Source organism: Chryseobacterium sp. P1-3, from assembly GCF_000738495.1.
Lineage (GTDB): Bacteria > Bacteroidota > Bacteroidia > Flavobacteriales > Weeksellaceae > Chryseobacterium > Chryseobacterium gallinarum.
The window spans coordinates 1-23,344 of record NZ_JPEQ01000013.1 but is presented as its reverse complement, the minus strand read 5'-3'; the positions used below and the strand labels follow the sequence as shown (position 1 = coordinate 23,344).

27 protein-coding genes and 1 pseudogene are annotated in these 23,344 nt (G+C 31.3%); 7 read left to right on the top strand and 21 right to left on the bottom strand.

Annotated features, from left to right (window positions below):
* Positions 1 to 5 precede the first annotated feature (5 nt).
* From HX13_RS22225 to HX13_RS16935, 6 genes are all read right to left on the bottom strand, one after another.
* A complete protein-coding gene (locus HX13_RS22225; RefSeq protein WP_128572472.1) occupies positions 6 to 212 on the bottom strand; it encodes a hypothetical protein in 207 nt (68 codons plus the stop codon).
* Positions 213 to 419: 207 nt separating this feature from the next.
* Positions 420 to 806 carry a hypothetical protein gene (locus HX13_RS16965; protein ID WP_050022070.1) on the bottom strand — a complete coding sequence of 129 codons (387 nt, stop codon included), beginning with the start codon at positions 804 to 806 and terminating at the stop codon, positions 420 to 422.
* 435 nt (positions 807 to 1,241) lie between these two features.
* Positions 1,242 to 2,006, bottom strand: coding sequence for a type I methionyl aminopeptidase (gene map, locus HX13_RS16955; RefSeq protein WP_050022068.1), 765 nt, complete (start codon positions 2,004 to 2,006; stop codon positions 1,242 to 1,244).
* Positions 2,007 to 2,527: 521 nt separating this feature from the next.
* Positions 2,528 to 3,142, bottom strand: a complete 615-nt coding sequence (locus HX13_RS16950; RefSeq protein WP_238555446.1) for a PEP-utilizing enzyme — start codon at positions 3,140 to 3,142, stop codon at positions 2,528 to 2,530.
* Between the two features lie 95 nt (positions 3,143 to 3,237).
* Positions 3,238 to 4,320 carry a PEP/pyruvate-binding domain-containing protein gene (locus HX13_RS16945; RefSeq protein ID WP_128572471.1) on the bottom strand — a complete coding sequence of 361 codons (1,083 nt, stop codon included), beginning with the start codon at positions 4,318 to 4,320 and terminating at the stop codon, positions 3,238 to 3,240.
* Positions 4,321 to 4,891: 571 nt separating this feature from the next.
* Positions 4,892 to 5,164: a hypothetical protein gene (locus HX13_RS16935; protein ID WP_050022064.1), complete on the bottom strand. Its 273-nt coding sequence runs from the start codon at positions 5,162 to 5,164 to the stop codon at positions 4,892 to 4,894.
* Between the two features lie 255 nt (positions 5,165 to 5,419).
* On the opposite strand from HX13_RS16935, the gene HX13_RS16930 reads away from it, so the two are divergent.
* From HX13_RS16930 to HX13_RS16920, 3 genes are all read left to right on the top strand, one after another.
* Positions 5,420 to 6,457 (top strand): protein kinase domain-containing protein, encoded by a 1,038-nt coding sequence (locus HX13_RS16930; RefSeq protein WP_050022063.1) that lies wholly within the window; start codon positions 5,420 to 5,422, stop codon positions 6,455 to 6,457.
* A 9-nt stretch (positions 6,458 to 6,466) separates the two neighbouring features.
* Positions 6,467 to 7,564, top strand: coding sequence for a tetratricopeptide repeat protein (locus HX13_RS16925; RefSeq protein WP_050022062.1), 1,098 nt, complete (start codon positions 6,467 to 6,469; stop codon positions 7,562 to 7,564).
* A gap of 94 nt (positions 7,565 to 7,658) precedes the next feature.
* Positions 7,659 to 8,039: a hypothetical protein gene (locus HX13_RS16920; RefSeq protein WP_050022061.1), complete on the top strand. Its 381-nt coding sequence runs from the start codon at positions 7,659 to 7,661 to the stop codon at positions 8,037 to 8,039.
* Positions 8,040 to 8,199: 160 nt separating this feature from the next.
* Here HX13_RS16920 and HX13_RS26460 read toward each other — a convergent pair whose 3' ends face one another.
* The 4 genes from HX13_RS26460 to HX13_RS22215 form a co-directional block, all read right to left on the bottom strand.
* Positions 8,200 to 8,397 carry a DUF3871 family protein gene (locus HX13_RS26460; RefSeq protein ID WP_050022060.1) on the bottom strand — a complete coding sequence of 66 codons (198 nt, stop codon included), beginning with the start codon at positions 8,395 to 8,397 and terminating at the stop codon, positions 8,200 to 8,202.
* A 14-nt stretch (positions 8,398 to 8,411) separates the two neighbouring features.
* Positions 8,412 to 8,546 (bottom strand): hypothetical protein, encoded by a 135-nt coding sequence (locus tag HX13_RS26455; RefSeq protein ID WP_410493155.1) that lies wholly within the window; start codon positions 8,544 to 8,546, stop codon positions 8,412 to 8,414.
* A 65-nt stretch (positions 8,547 to 8,611) separates the two neighbouring features.
* On the bottom strand, positions 8,612 to 8,677 hold the full coding sequence (locus HX13_RS25675) for a hypothetical protein (protein WP_262483567.1): 66 nt from the start codon (positions 8,675 to 8,677) through the stop codon (positions 8,612 to 8,614).
* Positions 8,678 to 8,732: 55 nt separating this feature from the next.
* Positions 8,733 to 8,921, bottom strand: coding sequence for an Arm DNA-binding domain-containing protein (locus tag HX13_RS22215; protein ID WP_128572470.1), 189 nt, complete (start codon positions 8,919 to 8,921; stop codon positions 8,733 to 8,735).
* Positions 8,922 to 9,361: 440 nt separating this feature from the next.
* Here HX13_RS22215 and HX13_RS26450 point away from each other — a divergent pair, with 440 nt between their 5' ends.
* Positions 9,362 to 9,508 carry an Arm DNA-binding domain-containing protein gene (locus tag HX13_RS26450; protein WP_128572479.1) on the top strand — a complete coding sequence of 49 codons (147 nt, stop codon included), beginning with the start codon at positions 9,362 to 9,364 and terminating at the stop codon, positions 9,506 to 9,508.
* A gap of 127 nt (positions 9,509 to 9,635) precedes the next feature.
* Positions 9,636 to 10,535: a tyrosine-type recombinase/integrase gene (locus HX13_RS16910; protein WP_050022059.1), complete on the top strand. Its 900-nt coding sequence runs from the start codon at positions 9,636 to 9,638 to the stop codon at positions 10,533 to 10,535.
* A gap of 163 nt (positions 10,536 to 10,698) precedes the next feature.
* On the opposite strand, the gene HX13_RS16905 is transcribed toward HX13_RS16910, so the two are convergent.
* Positions 10,699 to 11,625, bottom strand: a complete 927-nt coding sequence (locus tag HX13_RS16905; protein ID WP_050022058.1) for a tyrosine-type recombinase/integrase — start codon at positions 11,623 to 11,625, stop codon at positions 10,699 to 10,701.
* Between the two features lie 82 nt (positions 11,626 to 11,707).
* Here HX13_RS16905 and HX13_RS16900 point away from each other — a divergent pair, with 82 nt between their 5' ends.
* Positions 11,708 to 12,802, top strand: coding sequence for a restriction endonuclease subunit S (locus tag HX13_RS16900; protein ID WP_050022057.1), 1,095 nt, complete (start codon positions 11,708 to 11,710; stop codon positions 12,800 to 12,802).
* Here the strand turns inward: HX13_RS16900 and HX13_RS16895 are convergent.
* Both HX13_RS16895 and HX13_RS16890 read right to left on the bottom strand, forming a co-directional pair.
* Entirely contained in the window at positions 12,795 to 13,163 is a 369-nt protein-coding gene (locus HX13_RS16895) for a restriction endonuclease subunit S (RefSeq protein WP_185113617.1), read from the bottom strand. The two genes, HX13_RS16900 and HX13_RS16895, sit on opposite strands and share 8 nt — an antisense overlap.
* Positions 13,164 to 13,432: 269 nt before the next feature.
* Entirely contained in the window at positions 13,433 to 14,326 is an 894-nt protein-coding gene (locus tag HX13_RS16890; RefSeq protein ID WP_050022056.1) for a Fic family protein, read from the bottom strand.
* A 253-nt stretch (positions 14,327 to 14,579) separates the two neighbouring features.
* On the opposite strand from HX13_RS16890, the gene HX13_RS16885 reads away from it, so the two are divergent.
* Positions 14,580 to 15,113 carry a restriction endonuclease subunit S gene (locus tag HX13_RS16885; RefSeq protein WP_050022055.1) on the top strand — a complete coding sequence of 178 codons (534 nt, stop codon included), beginning with the start codon at positions 14,580 to 14,582 and terminating at the stop codon, positions 15,111 to 15,113.
* On the opposite strand, the gene HX13_RS16880 is transcribed toward HX13_RS16885, so the two are convergent.
* From HX13_RS16880 to HX13_RS22200, 8 genes and pseudogenes are all read right to left on the bottom strand, one after another.
* On the bottom strand, positions 15,002 to 16,132 hold the full coding sequence (locus tag HX13_RS16880) for a restriction endonuclease subunit S (RefSeq protein WP_050022054.1): 1,131 nt from the start codon (positions 16,130 to 16,132) through the stop codon (positions 15,002 to 15,004). The genes HX13_RS16885 and HX13_RS16880 overlap by 112 nt on opposite strands.
* Positions 16,133 to 16,178: 46 nt before the next feature.
* Positions 16,179 to 17,805: pseudogene (locus tag HX13_RS16875) on the bottom strand (type I restriction-modification system subunit M).
* A gap of 2 nt (positions 17,806 to 17,807) precedes the next feature.
* The gene (locus tag HX13_RS16870; RefSeq protein WP_050022053.1) at positions 17,808 to 18,932 is read right to left on the bottom strand and encodes an AAA family ATPase; all 1,125 of its coding nucleotides are present in this window, start codon (positions 18,930 to 18,932) and stop codon (positions 17,808 to 17,810) included.
* Positions 18,925 to 19,125, bottom strand: a complete 201-nt coding sequence (locus tag HX13_RS25670) for a type I restriction endonuclease subunit R, EcoR124 family (protein WP_262483564.1) — start codon at positions 19,123 to 19,125, stop codon at positions 18,925 to 18,927. Before HX13_RS25670 ends, HX13_RS16870 begins: the two co-directional genes overlap by 8 nt.
* 43 nt (positions 19,126 to 19,168) lie before the next feature.
* Positions 19,169 to 20,422: a type I restriction endonuclease subunit R, EcoR124 family gene (locus HX13_RS25665; protein WP_262483563.1), complete on the bottom strand. Its 1,254-nt coding sequence runs from the start codon at positions 20,420 to 20,422 to the stop codon at positions 19,169 to 19,171.
* Positions 20,337 to 21,284 carry a DEAD/DEAH box helicase family protein gene (locus HX13_RS24665; RefSeq protein ID WP_050022052.1) on the bottom strand — a complete coding sequence of 316 codons (948 nt, stop codon included), beginning with the start codon at positions 21,282 to 21,284 and terminating at the stop codon, positions 20,337 to 20,339. Before HX13_RS24665 ends, HX13_RS25665 begins: the two co-directional genes overlap by 86 nt.
* Positions 21,262 to 21,789 (bottom strand): type I restriction endonuclease, encoded by a 528-nt coding sequence (locus tag HX13_RS24660; protein WP_050022051.1) that lies wholly within the window; start codon positions 21,787 to 21,789, stop codon positions 21,262 to 21,264. The genes HX13_RS24665 and HX13_RS24660 overlap by 23 nt, the downstream gene beginning before the upstream one ends.
* Positions 21,790 to 22,367: 578 nt before the next feature.
* Positions 22,368 to 23,033: a hypothetical protein gene (locus HX13_RS22200; protein ID WP_128572468.1), complete on the bottom strand. Its 666-nt coding sequence runs from the start codon at positions 23,031 to 23,033 to the stop codon at positions 22,368 to 22,370.
* Between the last annotated feature and the right edge of the window lie 311 nt (positions 23,034 to 23,344).

Sequence of the window (23,344 nt, the reverse complement as noted above, 5' to 3'; positions counted from 1 at the left end):
TTTTATCAGGTTTTTACTATAGCCAACATGAGCATCAAGCATACGAATAAGAAGATGCCCGCCATAACCGCATATTGGAGGACATGTTTCATATACCTTTTCACATCCAATGTAAACTTTTCCGGATGTATAGAGAGTTCTTCAAATACAAAAGGGTCTATTTTCAAATCCGGCCTGAAGTACGCAATTCCTTCAATAAATTTCGCTCTCAAAGCCCTGCTATTTTTTGTGTAATAGGAAAATCCCGGATCTGTTTCATTAAATAGAACCTTGGTAGTATCACTATCTATAAACATCAAAATAATACAAATAAAAAATAGCAGCAGCATTACACAGGAGCTCTTTGCTACAAAATTGAAAATAAGACATGGCCATTAATCGGGTGTTCAATACCTTCAAATGAAGAATCTGATACATCCTTACATTCTCAGCAGCAATACATTTTCCAATACGAAAATATAATCGGAATACTGCTCATTCTTATTCTTATTCATATCCGTGAAGTTCTTTTTAATAAAAAACACCCACATCAGAGCTACTATTAAGCCGTAGAAAAACAATAACTTAACGACTGACATTAATGCTTCAAAATTTTCATCAGAAAGGTCAGATTTACTATACAATCCCATGAAAAAACCTAGAAAAAGGGTTATGAAATTTTTTCCAAAAAAGCTTATAATGTTTTGAATGTCTATAAATATTTCACTTTTGTCAGTTTTGATTTTTTCTTTCGCCATACTGATTCTTTTTACAATAACATCATCGCTGGTATCCTTATAAAGTTTGGCCACTTCCCTGATTCTCATTCCATCATGCACAGGAACTTTCCATTTATAAAATGACGTAGAGAAAGGTAAATTATTCTTCTTTAATTCTCTCTTAGCTTGTTTGGTTTGTACAAGGATGATATAATAAAATAAGATTAAAAAAGCCGGGTACTGCCAACAGAATTCCCCATATCCAGCAATTAAAATACAGTAAAATACAGCCTGCTATAGCAAAAACGAAGGGAATTAATAATAGCTGATCTTTTTTTCTCGGTGAAAATGTTTCTTTAAGAAATAATTTTTCAAATGTACAGGTTTGTCTGAAGTCATTAAAATCTTCATCAAAAGTTTTCATAAATGTGTTTTTTGAGGTTAGCTTTTTAAATTTAATACAATTAATGTAAATAAAAAAACACTTACAAAAATGTAAATGTTTTTGTTAATTGTAGATTGTTAAGCCGACACAATATATTATCAATTCAATATACCATTCATTTCTGTTAAGATAACAGGTTTTCCGTCTGTTACAACAATGGTATGTTCGTGCTGGGCCATGTAGCCACCTTTATTTCCTACCATAGTCCAGCCGTCTTTAAGCTCTACTGCCAGATTTGAGGATGTTGAAATAAATGTTTCAATGGCTACAACGGAATTCTTTTTAAAGCGTCTTGTATCAAAGCGGTTTTTATAATTCAGCAACTCATCAGGTTCTTCGTGCAGACTTCTTCCTACTCCATGGCCACCAAGATTCTTAATCACTTTATAGCCTCTTTTTTTTGCCTCATTTTCCATTAAGAAACCGATATCCGCTATTTTTACACCACCTCTGATGTTACTGATTGCTTTTTCCAGGATTTCCTTTGAAGCATCTACCAGTTTTTGGTGTTGATTGATGTCTTTTCCAATTACAAAAGAACCTCCATTGTCTGCCCAATATCCATCGAGCTCGGCTGATACATCTATATTGATCAGATCTCCTTCTTTCAGAATCCTGTTATCCGTAGGAATACCATGACAGAATTCGTTATCTACACTAATGCAGGTCCACCCGGGAAATCCATAGGTCAGATAGGGTGCTGATTTCGCTCCGAAATCAGCGAGTATTTTTCCACCATATTCGTCAAGCTCTTTCGTTGTCATACCCGGACGGGCATATTGAGTCATTTCCCTCAAAGTATAAGCAACTGCTTCACTTATTTTTTGCATTCCGGCTAATTCAGATTCGTTGGTGATAGACATCGTATTGTTTTTTATGGATTTAAAATTCTTAAATATCAACTGTATAACAAAGTTACGGAAATACTGAATAAGTATATTTCAAAAATACCTTGTGGACTTGCTAATACGCCGAAAGCCAAAGAAAGTGCCTTTTTAGACCTCTGCTTTGTGAAATATTAAAGTGATATAATAAAGAAGTATACGCTTCTTGTCTCAAAAAAGATAGTAGCTTTATTTTTACTGATCAGTCTTCACCCTAAATCCAATAAATACTCTTGATGTTCAAATTGCAGCATTTCTTTTTTAGTTCATTATCTCTGTTTTCAAACATTACTATTTGAATTATAAAATAGAGAATAATTATTTGTCACTTCACAAAAAATATAAATATCTTTTGATAAGTAATTAGAAATAGTTTCACAAAATATAAATAATGGCTTTACTTTATCTGCTTCTATGCCATATTGAATTGGATAGGGTTCCGTCTTGCAAGCATTACCCATTTTTTTCAATCGCTGCTCTGACTCTATGAATTCAGGGGTCTATTCATAAGAAATATGGCCATCCGCCCACATGATAATTTCATCCCCATCTTGGAGAATCTTAGTCGAATTTGATGTTCCGACAATACAAGGAATATTATATTCTCTTGATAGTATACAAGCGTGTGACAATATCCCTCCTTCATCTGTAATGATCCCCTTGCATTTTCTGAACAGGGCTACCATATTAGGTTGCGTCATTTCCGTGACAATTATTTTATCAATGTAATCCTGAGGATCCACTATTGATTTATAATTAATTACCTTCACAATACCATGAACATTTCTGTTTAGAGATGGTATTCCAAAAAGGATGCTGTTTAATAATGGTGTGGGTGAATAGTTACTCTCAAATGATTTACCAAAGTAAATGCGCGGTGTCATTTGTTTATTTTTCTTTCTTTTCATTAACACACCGAGGTTCCTTTTATTTTTCTCTGCCTGTGACAGCTTAATATTGTTTTTGATTAATGCCACGATGTCATCAGTAAGATAATATTGATATAAATCACTCTGAGATACATTGTAGTTTTCATAAATCCACTCCATTAGTTCCAACATGTAAAAATAAACTCCAGCCCAACCTTTCTTTACATTCATTCTTTCAATTGACAATTTTTTTAAAAAAAATTAAATCACTATCCAGATTCAATTGAAAATTATCCTTCTTATTCTTATTCTTATTCTTATTCTTATTCTTATCCTTTATTTTATACTGTCCTCTCACTCCTTCTATCATTTCTTTTTTTAGTTTTGTAGTTAATAGCAAGGTAAGGGTATTTATTTATGTGGTTAAGTATACTGCAATCACTATTGTCATTTAAAGATGAAAAGTCTTCTTGCTCACGAAACATTAAGTCATCGTTACCAGCTGATAACAGTTCTGCAATTTCATTATGAGACCACCTTAATAACAACTTCCTTTCAATGATATCAGTTACAATAGGTTCTGAACGCATATAATACCGGATATATTTGCAGTAATGTGATGATAGCAGTTTGAAATAATCAATAGCAGTATCTTTTGAAAATGATTTTGGACGTTCAATACATTCAATGGGATCAATATCATCATATTGTTTAGAAAGTACTTTCATTGAATATTTTAATGCTGAAATGTGGTCATTCAACCCAATGTAGCAATCAAACGCTCCGCTTGAATCTCTGCTATAAATAATTTCCCTATGAAGATAAAGTTCACTACTCTCATTTTCCTCATCTTCACATCTTGTTTTAAAAGCCTGCTCCATTGCCCAAAGTGGTTCGTGTGTTGACCATGCATATCGAAAAGAATCAGATGGGATCACAGTTATAGCTCTGCACTGTAATATCCATACTTTTTCGTCATGGTCTATACACCACTCAATATCCACTGGCTCTTTAAAAATCATCTCAAGACGAATTATGTATTCATACAATGTTAAAGGGATGTCTCCATTATCTTCGTAAGATTTCTTTTTTAAGGAAACCGTTTTGGGGATGATGCTTCCAGACACTATATTCTCGCATCGTCCTTTGTTATATTCAATGTAAATATCATTGTCTCCATTAACTGGATTTATTGAAAAAGCCACTCCAGACATCTTTGGATCAATCTGCTTTTGTACAATCACGGGGATATTTTTACTTTTTCTAGAATATTCTCTTACTGCCTGAAGAGATATCCCTATTTCAGCAGAAGAAACATCTAGCAATGTTTTATAAATACCTGCTGCTGATTTCTTTTCTCCATCTTCTTTATCAGAGCTTGACCTAACTGAAGCTTTTCCATGAGATATAAATTTATCATACAATTTTTATAAGTTTTTTTATCTGAAAGATTTTCAGCACTATTAACGACAAATCCTGGTGGAACAGCAATTCCCGCCTTAGCGACTTTCATTAAATTAAATGCTTTATTTCCTACTAAAGATTTAGTTGTTGCCTTATACAGATCAATTGCCATATTTATTGTTGATGATTATTTTAATAAATCTAAGTCAAATATAGAAAATTAATCACCATTAAGGGATTTTTTTATGTTGAATTATCAGAATTTAGCTTTAGACTTTTCTGTTTTCTCTATTCCCAAGGACTTACAACTTTTGCATCAGTCCAAAACTATTATAATCAATCTGCCACTCATAAACAATTGCATTTGAAGACTTACCTTCCAATCTCGTATTTGCACTATATAGCATAGAATACGAAAGTGGCAGTTTATGTAATAGGTTCTATTTAAACTCTAAGATTAATCTGCTAAAACATGGTGATATTTTTCATTAGTAGAAAAAAGTTTCCAGATCTGCTTCAAATCTTTCAGATGTTACCTTATTAGACTTTATTGAGCCAGAAGGAACAATACTTGCCGGAACATACACGAACCTATGTTGCATAATAATGGATTCTCCTGTCTTTGATTACATACTCATAAGGCTCATATTCTTCTTTCTGGACACTACTATGAAGCTCAGTACCAATTAATACCTTACAGGTTTCTTCATCAAATGTAGATGAAATGAAAGTTTTTTTTACATTAGCATAATACTGATTGGTCCTTTGGCTTAAGACCATTTCAATACCTCCTTGAATTTCTAGAGTACAAAATGTTGTACCATCCTCTCTTTGTCTTATTTTGTAACTAATAATTCTTACCATTGTTTTTAAATTTTGAGTTAGATTTTCACCTCCTCTAAAGATTAATGCAAATTGTACTATAGTTTTAGAAATAATTTATAGTCTGCCAAAAATTTTTGTTTCTATTAGAAAAGGATGGAGAAGTTTCCTCATTCCAACACTAGGGCGGGTATCCTATTAAGGTATTTCATACTTTCATGAAGCATGATAGATTTTTTGAAAAAATAAAAAAATAAAAAACATTTTTTTACTACTTTTGAATAAAAGCTATTAATTATGTATACAACCCAATCAGCAGCAGAGTCTTTAGAAGGCTTAATATTAAATGATAAATGGAAAGTTATAAAAAGAATTATTCCAACCAAAAATAATACAGGGGGGTATTTTAGTGTACCATATATAGTAGAAGATGATAATGGTACAGCATTTCTTAAAGCTATTGATTTTAATGCATTTTTCAATTCAGGTAAAAAAAGCATTGTAGATTCAATCAAAGAAATGACAGATGCATACACCTATGAGAGAGATTTGTTATATAGATGTAAAAAAAACTCTTTAAGTAAGGTCTCAATAATAATTGACGAAGGCGAAATAGAATTGGATAACTTTACAGTTATCAATAAAGTTCCCTACTTAGTATTTAATATGGCTGATGGAGATATAAGAAGTGTTATTGACTTTTCCTCCAATGTAGATTTATCATGGAAAATAAAGTCACTTCATAATATAGTTGTAGGTTTAAAACAACTGCATAATATTAAAATTGGTCATCAGGATATTAAACCATCCAATATTTTACTTTTTGAGGATAAAAAAGTATCTAAAATAGGAGATTTAGGTAGGTCATTATGTCAGGAAATTGCTGCTCCTCATGATTTTGGAGGTTTTGTTGGAGATAGGAAATATTCTCCACCAGAATATTATTATGGTTACATCCATACTGAATGGGATTTGAGGGTAAAATCAACAGATTTTTATCTCTTTGGAAGTATGATTACATTTTATTTTACAGGTTTAAATATGACTACTTTACTCTTTAATAATACTCCAAAACAATTTTGGCCTCAAAATTGGGGTGATAATTTCAGTTCAGTACTTCCATATTTAGTAAATTCTTTTCAAAATGCCTTGAAAGAATTTAAAGACTCTATAGATGACGATTTTTTAAAGGAAGAACTGACAAAAATTGTAGAATATTGTTGTCATCCCAATCCACATTTGAGAGGACATAGAAATTCTAAAGGTGAATACAAATTGGATTTTCAAAAGACAGTTTCAAAACTTGATTTAATACATAAAAAAAATACTTTATAGAATTAAATAATGAATCTACCTCACGAGAAAGATAATAGAGATGTTATTCCAAATTGGAGAAATTTTATAACTACCTCAAACTTAGGAGAGTTATCCAAATTAAATAACAAACCTGAAATAACTTTTAATTTAGATGAGTTAAAACATGACTGGGAACACCAAAAATCAATTGGAATAGCAGCAGATTTAATAAATGCACATTTTATTTCTAATCAAGAAGTAGATGAAACTATTTTAGAAGTAATAAAATTTATTAACCAATCATCAAAACCATCTAAGTTACTTCTAAAACTAAGTAATTCTGTAAACAAAATCGATGATGAAGTTCAGCAATATGTTAAGAATGATGATGAAAATATTAGAGAAAACTTAATATCACAAATAAAATTTTTAATAGAAAGTAACGCTAGACATCAAATAAGTTATTATAAAAAACTAACAATTGATAATTCCAGAAATCCAATTAATTGGGTTGAATTATCCCGACTATATTCAATTGAAGGTAATAAAGACAAATCAGAAAAATGTATTTTAATTGCATTATATCTTGCGCCAAATAATAGATATGTACTAAGATGCGCAACAAGATTATTTATTGAAAATGAAAATCCAGAAAAAGCCATTTATTTTCTTAGAAAGAGTTCATATACTGCATTGGACCCATGGCTTACCTCAGCGCACATTGCAGTTTCTTCATCACTAAATAAGTTCTCACCTTTTATAAAAAATGCACTCAGACAAGTAGAATCTAATAAGTTTACAAGTTTTGACTTAACGGAGTTGAACAGCTCTTTAGGTACCCTAGAATTAAATAATGGAAATTTTAAAAAAGCAAAACCTTTTTTTAATGATTCCTTAAAATTACCTAATGATAATAGCTTAGCACAGTTTCAATTTATTTTAAATCAAGATAAAAGATTAAATACTATTGTTAATATTAACAGTACTAATGTGAAAAATAACTTTGAAGCATTGGCTCTAAAATATAGAGATGAAGGGAATTGGGATAAAGCCTTAGAAAATTCACTAAAATGGTTTTTAGATGTACCATATTCTGTAGAACCTGCAATTTTTTTCTTCTTACCTTTTATGCACTACAGTTGGTGATTTTAGAACAGCAGCAACAATATGTGAATTAGCCTTAAAAACTAATCCTTCAGATATTACTTTATTTAATAATCTTATTTTTTCTCTTTTACAATTGGACAGAATAGATGAAGCGGAAAAATTTTTACAAATACTTAATTTCTATGTAAATGATAATTCAAAGTCAATCAATAAAGAGACAGCTATTACAGCATTAGGTACAAATGCCCTTTATTTAATTAAAATAAATGAAGTAGATGAAGGTATAAAGTTATATAATGAAGCTATTAATATGGCAAAAAAATCCAATATAAACTATTATGTTTTAGCAGGTAAATTAAATATGGCTAAGGAATTAAAGCAGCTTAAGCATCCTGACTCAGAAGAGAAAGAAAAGGAAGTCTTATCTTTAAAACTAGAAAATTATAAAGACCTAGAAGAATTTAGAAGAAGAAACTTTCCTTTTATCTTAGAACAATCACCCCATACAAATTAGTTTAATTAACCAATACATTTAAGAAACCAAGGATAGATAAAGCAAAATCCACCCCATAAAATGCAGGGGTGGAAAAATTAACTCAAAAACCAACGATAATCAGAATTACCATTGGGGCTTTCCGAATACCTTTTGAAAACTCAAGGGCATTCAAATTCTGTCAAGAAATGTATCTATAACTGCTCTTATTAGCTTGTGTAAAGAGCTTATAAACATCCCCAAAATTTATCCTGCCATCTTCCTGCCTACAAAAATTCTTATCCTCATAATAATCCTTAGCCATTGTATTAATATGACTATCATTAAAATTCAGCAAAGGAATATTCTGTTTCTCTGCTTTAGGTAAATGCTGATACAATCTAAATCTACCAATTAATTGAGCAAATTGGATAATCTTGTGTAAGTTCTTTCATTTCCATAATTCTGTAGTTCTATAGATTTAGATTGTAGTTCAGAGTAATTTTCTACCCTTAAATCATCAAGAAATCCATCTGTAGAAACACACAAATTACAGCAAACCTTATTTTGGAATCCTACAAATAATTTGAACTTTTCAAAGGTCTAGAGGTTCTCTAAATTATAATTCGCACTCCACCAATGCTTAAAGCAACTTCATTTCCATTTATTCTATCTGTAATATTAGGAATCTTAATGATAAAGCCATTCTTTCGTAGTAAATGGTTTTTTCATGTTCTAACAAGTCCTTTGTGTATTGATAGTTTCATTCTCAGAATTTGGTGGTTTAGCTTTCTGCTGTTTATTATCCCAGTTTTGAGGATTAATAAATATCCCTGTAGCAAAAGTTTTCTTTCTCCCCATGTAAGTAATCCTACACTTTAAGGGAGCTAGACCTTTACTATTAGATTTTGATTTATCTAACAAATAATATTTTAATTGTCATTTTCTAGTATTAATGAGGGTTATAATGGGGTTCCAATTTCTAATAATAGGGTTCCTTTGGGGACCTTTTTTTAGTGTAGATTTAAGATAATGAGAGTGTTCTAGAAAAAAGAAGAATATAAAATCTTGATTTTAAGGCATAAAAAAAAGCCCAACAAACTTGACGTTTTTGTTTGGGCTCTTAATAAGTGGTCCCACCTGGGCTCGAACCAGGGACCACCTGATTATGAGATATATCTTGTAAAGATATTTTTATTTTATAATAATGTATTTTGTTTTATATTACACATTTTCAAATATTTACAATTATGACAATTTTATATTCTCTGATATTTTCTTATATTTGAACAAACAATGTTCGTCAAATGTTCGTCAAAATATTATGATTAGTTTCCAATTTACATTAAAAAAACACTGCGAAAATTAATGGTGAAAAGAGTATTATTATCTCTTTTATTAAAGATAGAAAAAATACATCTCTTTCTCTTCAAAAATCTTGTATGGAAAGTCAATGGAGCTACGAAACAGAGAGGGTAAAAAAGAATCATCCTGAGCATAAAAAAACTTAATGCTTTCATTGAAAAATATCACAAAATAATTGAAGAAATAATTGAAGAGTTTGAAGATGACAATATTCCCTATACCCTTCCCGACCTTATAAATCGAATTAAAACTTATAAGGGCAAAAACAAAACTGTGTCTTACACAGAATTCCAGCTACAAAATATTGAGAACCTCAAAAAATCATCAAAAATTGGAACTGCACAAATAGAAAATGAAACTTTGAGGTCTCTGCAATTATTCTTTAAAAGGAAAGATATTGGATTTAACGAGATTACTTATCTAACTCTTAAAAAGTATGAAGCTTATTGTATGGAAAAGGGAAATAAGTCGAGTACAATCGGAATAAGACTAAGAACATTGCGAAATATTTTCAACCAAGCAATAAAGGGAAAAATTATCAAAGAAACTCAGTATCCTTTCAAAGATTTCAAACTCTCTAAAATTAAAACTAATAATAAGAAAGAATTTTTGACTAAAGGTGAAATGCAATCTTTAAGTAGTTACGAAGCCAAAAATTCTAAGGAACAATTTGCTAAAGATATGTTCTTATTCAGTTATTATTCTCGGGGAATAAATTTTATAGATTTAATGAAGCTTGAAAAAAAATCGCTATCAGGGACCACGATTCAATATATAAGAACAAAAACCGGAGCTCCTGTCAATTTTAAATTGACCGATAAGAACAAAAGCATAATTGAAAAATATGTTTCAGAACCTGAATCACACTTCTTTTTCGGAATTATTAAGAATAACAATACTGATGAAAATTATTTAAAAAATAAAAGTCACAAGTATTTAAAAGAATTTATAAATAAGCCCTTAAAAGAAATTTTGAAAAATCTTAACATTAATAAAAATATTACTTATTACTGCGCAAGGCATTCTTTTGCAACTGCATTAAAATTTGAAAATGTTTCTATTGATATAATTAAAGAAGCTTTGGGACATAAAGATATTAATTCGACGATGTCTTATCTTAATACATTGCCTGATACAAAGCTTGATAAGATTATTGAAGAAATTATCATTTGAAATTATATATGAATATCCTGCGAAAAACTCTTGTTAATATGTTATTACAAGGGTTTCATAATTTAAATAATAATCTGCTTACTTTCTTACTCTCCGCAAAACCCCTTGTAAATAAACTATTTGCAAGGGGCTTTTATTCTAGGTGCCATTTTAGGTGCTACATTTATCTTAGAGTTTTAAACATCTGTTCAATCGCTTTCTTTTTTTGTTCCATATTAGGATGAACATACAAATTTAAAGTTGTACTAATATTAGAGTGACCTAACAGCACACTCACTGTCTTATAGTCACAATTACTCTCAATGCATCTCGTTGCGAAGCTATGTCTTAAACCGTGAAATTTAAGGTCGGGCATTTTAAGCTCCTTCATAAGGTTTTTATAATAACTTCGATAAGTTCTGGGTTCCGTTGGTTTCGCATCATTTGTCAAAACAAAAAAAGAAGGATTAACAATTTTTTTAAATGGTTTCAATATTCTTAATAAATCTTTACTTATAGGGATATCACGGATAGAGTTTTTAGTTTTGGGCGTATCTAAAATCAATTCAGTTCTTCGAACTCCCTCTTCTATTAAATATATACGTTGAATGGTCTGATTCACACTTATGATTCCATTATCTGTATCTACATCTTGCCAAGTCAATGCACATACTTCACCAATTCGCATTCCAGCACTTAAACAAATATAAACGCCAAGATTTCTAAATGTAAAATGTTCCTGAATATAATTCATTATTTTTTTCTGTTCAGATTTAGTAAGTACTTCCAAGCTATGTTTTTCCCTTTCCGTGGGGAACTGTATATCAAAAGGCGTGTAATCAAACCATTTATTTTTTGCCCCGAATTTCAGAATCATTTTTAACACTATTAGAATATCTTTAATTGTTTTATGGCTTAAACCTCCTTCTAATTTTTTCAAAACAAAATTTTGCACATCAGTTTCCTCGATAATAAATGCTTTACCAAAGATTGGAATTATATGATTTTCAATTAGAAGTGTGTAAGCCGAAAAACTTGATTTTTTAACATATTGCTTCTTGTTTACTTTCCATAGTTCGATGACTTCGGACAATTGTTTTTGTTTATTCATTACTTTTTAAATTTTAAATATCAAAGGAAAGCAATTATAGATTCAAAAACCTTGAGGATATGAATTAATCAATGTTCCCAATTTGAGATTTCCGGGGTTTGAAGAGGAATGGGAAGTCAGGAAACTTGGGGAAATTGCTACTTTTTCAAAAGGAAAAGGAATCTCAAAGAGTGACATTGAAGAAAATGGAACTACAGAGTGTATAAGATATGGGGAACTTTATACTTTTTATTCTGAAATTGTGGATGAAATAAAATCAAAAACTAATCTCAATACATCTACTTTGGTTCTAAGTAAGGCGAATGATGTCATCATTCCAGCTTCGGGAGAAACAACAACCGACATTGCGACAGCTTCTTGTATTCTAAAATCTGGTGTTGCTCTAGGGGGAGACTTAAATATCATCAGAACAGAGAATAACGGTGTCTTTTTATCTTATTACTTGAACAGTAAAAAGAAAATGGACATTGCTAAATTAGCCCAAGGTATTTCAGTTGTTCATTTATATTCAAGCCAATTAGCCACTCTTTCTGTGAGTTTGCCAAAGCTCAAGGAACAGAAAAAAATTTCTTCACTTTTAGCTTTACTTGATAGGCGCATCCACACCCAAAACAAAATAATTGAACAATTAGAAACCTTAATTAAAGGGCTTTGTCAGAAATTGATTCTGTTACAAACGTCTAATAAAAAATTAAAAGATTGTGTTTCTTGTTATTCATCATCATTAACTGAATCTGATGTAAACGATAAAAATGGAACTTTTCCTGTATATGGTGCTACAGGAATTATTTCATTTACTGAAAACTATCAAATTAATGAGGATGCAATTCTAATTATTAAAGATGGTTCCGGAGTTGGAAAAGTACAGTACGGAACGGGTAAATTTTCGGTAATTGGTACATTAAACTATTTAACAGCAAAGAACGGAATAAATTTAAGATATATCTTCTTCTGTTTAAAATTCTTCAATTTTGGAAAATATAAAGTTGGCTCAGGAATTCCTCATATTTATTTCAGAGATTATGGAGAAGCTTTTATCTATTGCCCTTCTTTAATAGAACAAAACAAAATAGAAAGGATTTTATCCTGTATTGATGAAAAAATCAACATTGAAAAAAAATTGTTGTTAAAATATGAGAAGCAGAAAAAACACTTATTGCAGAACTTATTTATATAAACAAGTTCTGCAATAAGTATTGCTTTTGAGATTGGTATTTATCTAATAAATTTCTTTCTGTTTGAATTTTATTTGTAATACAAAAAAGAAATTGAGCAATTGCGTTCTGTTCTTCGATAGAAGGGAAAAGAACTTCAAAATTTTCAATATCACCCTTTGACAAGTTTAATTGGGAAGAGCCTTGACCTTTCAACTTGAAATACTTTTGATTTATATTGATGATACTTTTTAAGAAAAACCTATTTACATCTATTTTAGGTTTTAAAGCTCCCATTCTTTGGTTCAAAACAAAAGAATCGTCTGGGATAATATCTGTAAGTCCTAGAAAATTTCCATGAGCAACATCACTCAATACTATCACCAAGTCACCTTTCCTTAAAGAATAATCTGTTTTATTTACTTTTTTTATGAACTTTTTTTCAAGTTGCCATCAATGTCGATGCTATTCAATGTAATAAGATTATAGATACCTTCTTCAACTATCTCCTTCTCAAATGAACCACCATTTTTATATATACAAATTTCTCCTAAATTCTTAAATTCCCATTGAGTCATAAAATTTTTAAATCTAATTTTCTGAGAAAACAACTTTTCACTTAGCCCTTTACTAAAAGAAAAATAATCCCAAATCTAATCAAAACCTATCTCGAAATATTGAAGAATAGCCTTATAATTATCCTGAGCCGTAAGACAAGTGTCTAACAAGTATTCTCTTATATGGGCCCACTCCTGCAAACCTCTGTAATAAAATAGCTTTAGGTCTTCATCTATAATAAAAGGAACTATATTATTGGCAAGACATTCCTTAAACATTATCAACCGCCCTACACGACCATTACCATCTTGAAAAGGATGAATGATTTCAAACTGATAGTGAAAATTGATAATGTCTTCAAAACTCTTCTTTTCAATACTGTGATAATCGGAAAGTAATGCTTTCATTTTTGTAGCAACCTCTTTAGGCGGACAAGTTTCATTACCTCCAACTTCATTAGGCAATTTTTTATATTCACCAACATTGAACCAATCTTTGCTGCTATCTGAAGTGCCTGATTTGAGTAAAAAATGCAATTCTTTGATAAATGATTCAGTGAGCTTATTTTTTGCTTTATCAATAATTAAATCGATACATCGGAAATGGTTCGTTGTTTCTATAATATCGTCCACATTTACACTTTTTTCAGATGTTCCGATAGTATTGGTCTCAAAAATATAACGGGTTTGGTCGTGGGTTAATCTGCTTCCTTCAATCTTATTGGAATTGTAGGTCAAGTCAATCTGCGTGCGGTGATAGATACTACCTTTGAGCTTCATTTCTTTTTGCTCTTTAAGATGATTGAGTAAAATATTATTGCTGAATTTTTTCTTATTTCCTTTCTCTGGTAATGTCGAATCTTCTGGAATATTCCAAGTTTTACCAGTTAGGAAAGCCCCTTTGATTTTTCCCGTAGCACAATAATTCCGAATAGTTCTTTCCGGAATATTCCATTTTTTCGAAAATTCATTGACTGAAATATAATTCATAACTATTAATAATAAATGCCGTTATCGGCAAATATACAATAAATAAAAATTTAATTAACTCAATTATTGCCGTTATCGGCAATAATTGAGGATTTAATTTATTAAAGGAATACGCTTAGTAAGAAAATCTTCTCTGGACAATTGAAGTTTAAAAATAATTCTAGAAATGAATTCTCAGAATGGAAAATAGAAAAACTAGGTAATATCTCAACAATTACTACAGGAACTTCTAACAGAGAAGATTCTATTCTGGATGGGAAATATATTTTTTTTTGATAGGTCTCAAGATATTAGAACAAGCAATAAATATTTATTTGATAAGGAAGCTATAATTGTTCCTGGTGAAGGACAAGAATTTATTCCCAAGTTTTATATAGGAAAATTTGATTTGCATCAACGAACTTATGCAATTTTTGACTTTGTTAATGCTATAGGAAAATATATTTTTTTTCATATGCTTAATGACAATAGACATTTAAAATCTCAGGCTGTAGGTTCAACTGTAAAATCATTACGATTTCCGATGTTTCAATCAATGCCTATAAAATTTCCTAGTATTGAAGAACAAACCAAAATTTCCAATTTTCTTTCGTCTGTAGATATAAAAATTGAGATTGAAAACAACCTTTTAGAAAAACTAAAAAAAGCAGAAAAGGTATTTTTTGGCAAATTTATTTATATAAATAAGTTTGCCAAAAAATATTGTTTTTGTTTAATGAGTAGTTTATTGATTTTAAATTCATTTTTTATTTTTTCATCAATACCTGATAATATATTAGAAACTTGACTTTGCTTGTGATACTCTGGTAATGAGATTTGCATTGGCTCAATCTCAGAAATATAATGCCGTTTATGTTCATTAGATGATAAAACTAAAAAGGATAAATATTCAAATATAAATTTCAGATTAACATCAGTTTTAGCAGTTAAAATTTTAATGGCAGAAGATTTTACTTTAAATGGAAAATCAACAAACTTTATATCCATTGTAAAATCATCAAATATGATACATCCACCTTTATCATAAATACCAAAATTTTCATTAGTATATCCTAATATGAAAGCTTTATTTGCTGTAAGAACAGGAATTAGAGAGTCATCAGAAGAATAATCTATGTCGGTCACCAAATATTTATTAGGTTGTTCATAGTTCAGAATATCCCTAATTTCTATAAATTCAGTTATTTCATTAGTTATTTGTTCAAATAATTGATAGCGAAGCGTATTCTTTAATGATTTAAGTTCCTCAATTATTTTGTTTTGGGTTGAGATTCTTTCGTCTAAAAGTGACAGAAATGATGCTATTTTTTGCTGTTCGGAAATTGAGGGGCTATTAAATTTTGTTGATTTTAAAATATTATTGTACAAACGTTGGATTGTTCCCCCTTCCGTATTATATTTTACAATTTGCAAAATATAATACAAAAATTCATTAGTTATGTTTGTATTATCATTATCAATCCAAACAATATTAGAATCTTGAAAATAGGCATCCTCTCCATTATACACAACGGTTCTACCAACTGTTCCAGATGCAGAAATTAAAATGTCTCCCTTTTTAGGAAATGAAAATCTTTTTTTATAATCCAAGTATAATTCCTTAGAAATAAATGCATCAGCTTCTTTTCCAAATGAGCCAATTTTGAAGAATGGAATTTCTCCGGTTATTGAAGTTTCATTACTAAAAATTCTTTTGCACATTTTAACATCTCCAATCTCCCCCAATTTCCTCGTTTCCCACTCTCCCTTAAACCCCGGAAATCTCAAATTGGGAACATTAACTACATTTAATTTTTTATTTGTCATCTTGATAATTCAACTTTTGTTAGTAAAAACATTAAGGATATAAAAATTAAAAAGTAAGCCCCAATTCCTTGAAATAGCCCTCAATTTCTTTGTCTAATTCAGAGCGTCTGGCTTCCAAAGACTTAATTTCCTGCATTACGGCTTGGATATCTATCGGCTCTTCGTCTATATGCGTACTTACATAACGGGAAATATTAAGGTTATATCCATTTTCTTCAATCTCACTCATAGGAACTCTTCTGGAATACCTTTCTTCCTCATTACGGAACTTATAAGTTTCAACGATTTTGTCGATATCATTAGGTTCCCCGTTTTCGCCCTCACGCAGACGGTTTTGTCGTTTGTCCTTTTTATAGCATTCGCTTGCGTTGATGAACAAAACATCATCAAATCTTTTGCATTTTTTTCAATACCAGAATACAAACAGGAATACCTGTAGAAAAGAATAAGTTTGAAGGGAGTCCAATTACGGTATCTATATGATTATCTTTCAATAATTTGGTTCGGATACGCTCTTCAGCACCACTTCGGAACAATACACCGTGTGGAAGAATTATGGCCATAGTCCCCTCATTAGAAAGATAATGAAATCCGTGAATCAAAAAGGCAAAATCGGCCGCTGATTTGGGCGCCAAACCATAACTTTTGAAACGAAAATCATCTGCCAAGCTATCATTAGGTTCCCATTTTAAACTAAATGGAGGATTAGCCACAATCCCATCAAATTCGATTTTTTTTGCAGGATTCATTTCATTCAGCATATCCCAATCATTGGTAAGCGTGTCACCATGATGAATCTCAAATTCGGTATCTTTTACCCCGTGTAGCAGCATATTCATACGGGCAAGGTTATAGGTAGTGATATTCTTTTCCTGTCCGTATATTTTTCCGATGTGCCCTCCGCTTTCTTCTAATTGCCTACGGACATTTAACAGCAAAGAACCTGAACCACAAGCGAAATCAAATACTTTATCTAATTTTTTCTTTTCTCCCAATGCAGGATTCTGGCTATCTAAAATTACAATTTTAGACAAAATGGTAGACATCTGTTGCGGGGTATAGAATTCACCTGCTTTTTTTCCTGAACCAGCTGCAAACTGTCCGATAAGATATTCGTAAGCATCTCCTAAAATGTCCGTATCTGTAGAAAAAACCGCAATTCCTTCAGCAATTTTCTGGATGATTGTACAAAGCTTTTTGTTTCTTTCAGGAGCTGTTTTGCCCAATTTTTCGGAATTGAGGTTGATTTCCGAAAATAATCCCTGGAAAGCACTTTCAAAAGATTCATTTTCGATATAACGAAAGCCTGCTTCCAGTGTTACGAGTAAATCACCGTTTTGGGTTCTGGCAAGCTCAGAAATATTACTCCACAAATGCTGTGGTTTAATGACATAATGGATTTTCCGACGCATCTGCTTTTCGAAATCAGGCACATCTGCTTCGTTGGCTTTATACCAAATTCCTAAAGCAGTTGACTTACCTCCTTCTTTTAATTGAGGATAATCTTTACCTAATTCTTTTTTTGCCGCTTCTTCATAATTATCCGACAGATAGCGGAGGAATAAAAACGAGAGCATATAATCGCGGAAATCATCCGCGTTCATTGCCCCGCGTAGTTGGTCTGCTATTTCCCAAAGCGTCTTACCCAATTGTTGTTGTTGCTTTAATGTCATGATTATTTTATTTCTTCATCGAGTACTTCAGGTAAATAAAATTCATATTTCCCAAGAAACTCGTATAATATATTTTTAAAAAGTTCTTTATTATCAACGCCCATCTCTACTGGTTCATAAATGGAATATTTCCCATGGCTCAAAAGATTAAGGGCACGCGCATATAATACTTCATCGTTTATACCGTGTATACACTTAGAAAAATCGTCAAACCCGAAAAAAGTTGCCGTTTTTTCCAAAGTACTCCTTAACATATTAAAATGATATGTGCTGATTTTATTTGATTCGGCGGCATGCTTCAACTCACTTAGAAGAGCTACATGGTGAAAAAAAGGAGTGTCATCAGTTGCTCTCAGGGTGTGTCCTTCCGCTCCATTTTTGTGGAGAAAGTATCGCTTATGGTTATTCTTTTTCAGCTCATTACACATTACATTAAAAAATAGATTATGATGAGAGGAAAGAATCATTTTAACCTTACCAACCCCTTTTTTCAATATCTTGACTAAATCACTTGCTACAGCAATTGCATTATTGTCATCTAAAGAAGAAATAGGGTCATCAATATAAATATATTTAACCCAATTGTACGCCTCATCACCATCTATAGTCAGTTCGCAAATTACCAAGAAAATACACCAAATAAAGATATTTTCTTCTCCACGAGATATTTTAATATTATCCTCAATAATATATTCTGGTTCTACTGTGTTTGTTTTATATTTTGGATTTTTAATGTTTTTACTGAATACAACTTGCCATTTTTCATAATCAATCTTAAAGTCAAATTCAGCATAGCGTTCCAGATAAACAAAGATTTTTTCTTCCAAAGCTAGTTCTCTGAAACCATTAAAAAAATTTGATTTAGAGTTGATTTTCAGCGTTCTGTATCTGTCATTATCTAAGTCATTATCCCAGTAAAAAAGGTCTTCTGTAAAAGCATTAAAATAAAGTGTATCTGAATTAGCCATCTGTTTACCCTTATCCTTAAATGCCATTGAGATTCGAGTTTTCCCTGTTCCATTATATGCGTATAGCAAAACAAAATCAGAATTGTTTAAATCATCTCTCAGTCTGGTTACCAAACGTGGTAATGTTTTGTAGTTGTAAATTTTAGGTTGACTATTCATAAGCGGCTAATCCTGATATTTCGCGACCTTGCGCCTGTTTTTTCAAATGAGGAACCAAATCCTCCATTAATGAAAGTTCTTTCGTTCTACGTTCTTTCCAGCTTAGTTCCAAAGATTCTAGGAGGTCGGTCAGTTTCTCTCCGTCAAAAATCATCCGACCTATCACTTGGTCTATAAATTTTTTCAGAGTCACTATAGATAGGTTATGTTTATCCGCAATGGCTAGCAGCTCTTTGTTATTTTTTTTCTATTTTAAAAGTTTCATAACCATTTTTCAGCGTTTGTTCGTCTTGCCCGCTATTCCAATCCAAACTGTTGATATACTCAGTTAAATCTTCTTGTTCATCTATAAAATTGGCGTTTGAAGTAAGAAGGCTGATTATCTGTGTTTTCGTCATTTTCTGCTTAGCTGGCTTCTTTTGCATATTTTCCGCAATCAATGACATAATATAGTCGTAATCAATCAATGTAGAGGCAAAAAGAACAAATTCAAAATCAAGCTGCTGAACATCAACCGGAGCTTTATCTCCTTCGTCTTGCTGTATCTTTTTGAAATGTTTAGCAGTTTCTATATAAGAGCTTCTGAATGACCTTAAAGTATCTTCAGGCAAAATGCTTTCAATGATATTCTTCTCTTCGGTATCTAAATCTGTGTATTGGTCGAGCTGTGTTTTTAATCGCTGAACTTCTTTAAAGTTTTTCACAAATGCAATTTTGGCAGCATCACCTTTTAGATTAAATACTTCTTCTGGCTCACAGTCCAAATTATTTTTTGACATAAAATCTTCTAATTGAGCGACCGCTTCCTTATATTTATCGATTACCATTGGTGCAGGGTCAACCAACCATATTTCTTTGGCTTTTTCTTTAGAATTTTCACCGGAAAATAAAGTAATAGCAGCGTTCACAGCATTTTGTTGATGGCGAAAATCTAATACATTACCGTAAGGTTTAGTGTCATTTAGCACTCGATTGGTTCGGGAAAACGCCTGTATTAAACCATGATGTTTCAGATTTTTGTCTACATACAGTGTATTCAGATATTTGGAGTCAAATCCAGTTAGAAGCATATCTACCACAATAGTAATATCAATTTTATTTTTGTGCGGATAATCTGCGTTACTGTATTTTTGGTCTTTTATACGTTTTTGCACATCCTGATAGTACAAATCAAACTCGTTAATACTGTGATTGGTATCATATTGTCGATTATAATCATCAATAATAGTTTTTAATGCGGCTTTCTTTTCATCAGGATTCTGTCTATTATCTTCCTTTTCCTGTTCTAAATCTTCTTGAATCTGTTGAATATCTTTATTACCTTCTGCAGGTGGAGAAAACACGCACGTTATATTAAGCGATTCATAATCTTCGTTTTCTGCTTTTTTTTGTTGTTGTATTTCTTTAAAAAAGTCGATAGTACTCGATGGCGTCATTAATAGATGCCGTTGCAAAAACAGCATTAAAGCGTCTGCTATTAGTTGCTGCATCGTGCTTTTCAATAATTGCATCTACAATAGCTTTTTGAGCAAGTGCTTCACCATATTTAAGTTTTATATTACCTTGTCCCTTAAAGTAATCTATATGAAACCGTAATACATTTTCGTCACTAATTGCATTGGTAATGGTATAAGCGTGCAGTTGCTTTTCAAAAATATCTTCGGTTGTCTTATAGAAAGCCTGCTCTCCTTCCCGAACTGTATAGCTGGAATTGTCTGGAAAAATAGGTGTGCCAGTAAATCCGAAAATCTGTGCGTTAGGGAAAAATTCTTTAATGGCTTTATGATTTTCTCCAAATTGTGAACGATGACATTCGTCAAAAATGAAAACTATACGTTTTTTGCTCAAAGGCGTAAGACGTTCTTTATAATTTTTACGGTTACTTTCATCGAGTGCTAATCCTAGTTTTTGAATGGTAGTAACAATCACTTTATCAGCATAATCTGTAGAAAGAAGTCTTTTCACAAGAGTTTCTGTATTAGTATTAGCTTCTACACTTCCTTCCTGAAACTTATTAAACTCCTCTCGGGTTTGCCTGTCCAAATCTTTACGGTCTACTACAAAAAGACACTTTTCTATATCAGGATTATCTTTCAAAAGTGTTGAAGCCTTAAAGGATGTTAATGTTTTACCACTTCCAGTGGTATGCCAGATATACCCGTTTCCTCGATTCTGATGAATGCAGTCTAAAATGGCTTTTACAGCATAAATCTGATAAGGGCGCATTACCAGCATTTTTTGCTCGCTTTCCACAAGTACCATATATTTACTAATTAATTCACCCAATGTGCATTTAGGAAGAAATTTTTCAGCAAAAGAGTCTAATCCACTAATTTTTTTTATTGGATTCATCTGCCAATTTATAAACGGGTAAAAACCGTTCATCCGCATTAAAGGTAAAATGTTGATTTTTATTGTTGGCAAAATAATATGTATTACTTCTGTTGCTAACTATGAATAATTGCATAAAACAAAGTAAAGAATTGGTATATCCATTACCTGTATCATTTTTATAATCTACAATTTGCTGCATCGCTTTGCGCGGTGAGAGCTCAAGTGTTTTAAGTTCAACCTGAACAACGGGAATTCCGTTGATTAGAATAATTACATCATACCGATGATTGCTATTTTCGGTATTTATTCTCAATTGATTGATAACCTCATATTCATTTTTACACCAATCTTTGATATCTACCAATGTATAGTGTAATGGTGTTCCGTCTTCGCGCTGAAAATAATTTCTTGCACGTAATAATTTCGAAGCGCTAAAAACATCAGGATTTGTAATATCCACTTTTAATCGCTCAAATTCATTATCTGTTAATTTCACCCGGTTAAGAGTCTCAAATTTTTTCACGAAAATTCTTTTCTAATGTATATCTGTCCCGTATATCTTTGCGATAAACATATTTAAGGTCTGTCAACTTTTTTGATAAAAAAATTCTTCAATCTGCGCTTCTTTGGTCATAGTATTATTCAACTGAATTAAAATTTTTATTGAAAGTATCAAATATACCAATATTTATGGAGAAATGCTCTCTTGCTAATTGTGCACATTCATAATTTACTATATACAATTAATACTTTTAGCATTTATTTTACAACACTAAAGTTATAATTTCAGATATCAATATTTTATGGTTTTCCGTAAACTTCCAAACATAATAGCCTCCCAAGGGAGGCTATTAATATAATTAAAAATTGTTTTAAAATCATAGCTCCTGAAACTCAGATTAAGCATTCCTGAGTCTGATTCACTTAGTCGTTTCATCAGAAATAAATAGTTTTTTTTGTTCAGAAATTTTATTTAACTCATTCATTAATAAGATTGTAATAGATTTTATTTTTTCTAGTTCCTCGCCTTTAAAAACATCTAGTCGATGACAAAGACTTCTATTGCAATCCAGGTAGATAAAAAATCTAAGACGGAATTCATCAAATTGATATTCTACCTTTTTTTAATTCCGGATTTGCATACAGGCACAGCTTCCACAAAAAATGGCTTGGCAGGTAATGTGGTTCATAAGAAAGTTTTGAAAAAATATAGGTTCTGCAAAATGAAAGGAAAAACAATGAAAACAGATAAGGCAGACCTTGATAATTCTTATCTTCATTCTCTATTATTCTTAAAATTTGATTTGCACTGCTATTAGTTGCTTTATAGAAGTTCTGTATCGTAAGATAGTTCCCAAAAGCGCCCTTATAGGGCTCTTCCCAATGCAGTTCAGGATGGTAGGGATGTGACTCATAGATTTTATTCTTGCTTTGCATAATATTCGCAAAGAAACTTTGATAAATGAATAATTTTTTCTGAATCCATTGTCGGTCGTGGGCGATAAGGACAAAATCATATTTTTCGGTACTCTTAGACCTTATTTTGTGTCTGATGCCTCTAAGAAATTCATTGCTGATATTAAACCCTATCAGCAACATATAGTAAGTGGTAGTTTCCCCATATATCGAGGTATCAAACAAATATATTTCCTCGATTTCTTTTGCCGATGTAATTATCTGTACTGCCCTATTGATAACTTCACTTTTTTGACATTCTTTAAATGTAGGCTCACTTTCATTTTGTTTTGTGGCGGTGGTCTTTATCAAATTTTTTAAGCTCGGCAAAACGTAATTGAATCAATCTATAAAGACTTTTTTCAGCAATGGAGAGTGCCTTATACATTTCATCGATATAAATAGCTTCATCTTGTGTTGTATCTCTCCTGACCTCTTCACACAAATTGAGAAGATAGTAAGAACAACTATTTTGCGTCACAAATATTTTTTTGAACTTCAGGAACGTAAAGTGATAAAGCTTTAATACGTTTATTAAGATTATAATCTTTGGAATAATTTCCATAATATAGATTTTCCAAACATTCCAAATCATATTCTAGCAGCTTTTCAAAGGCTGATAC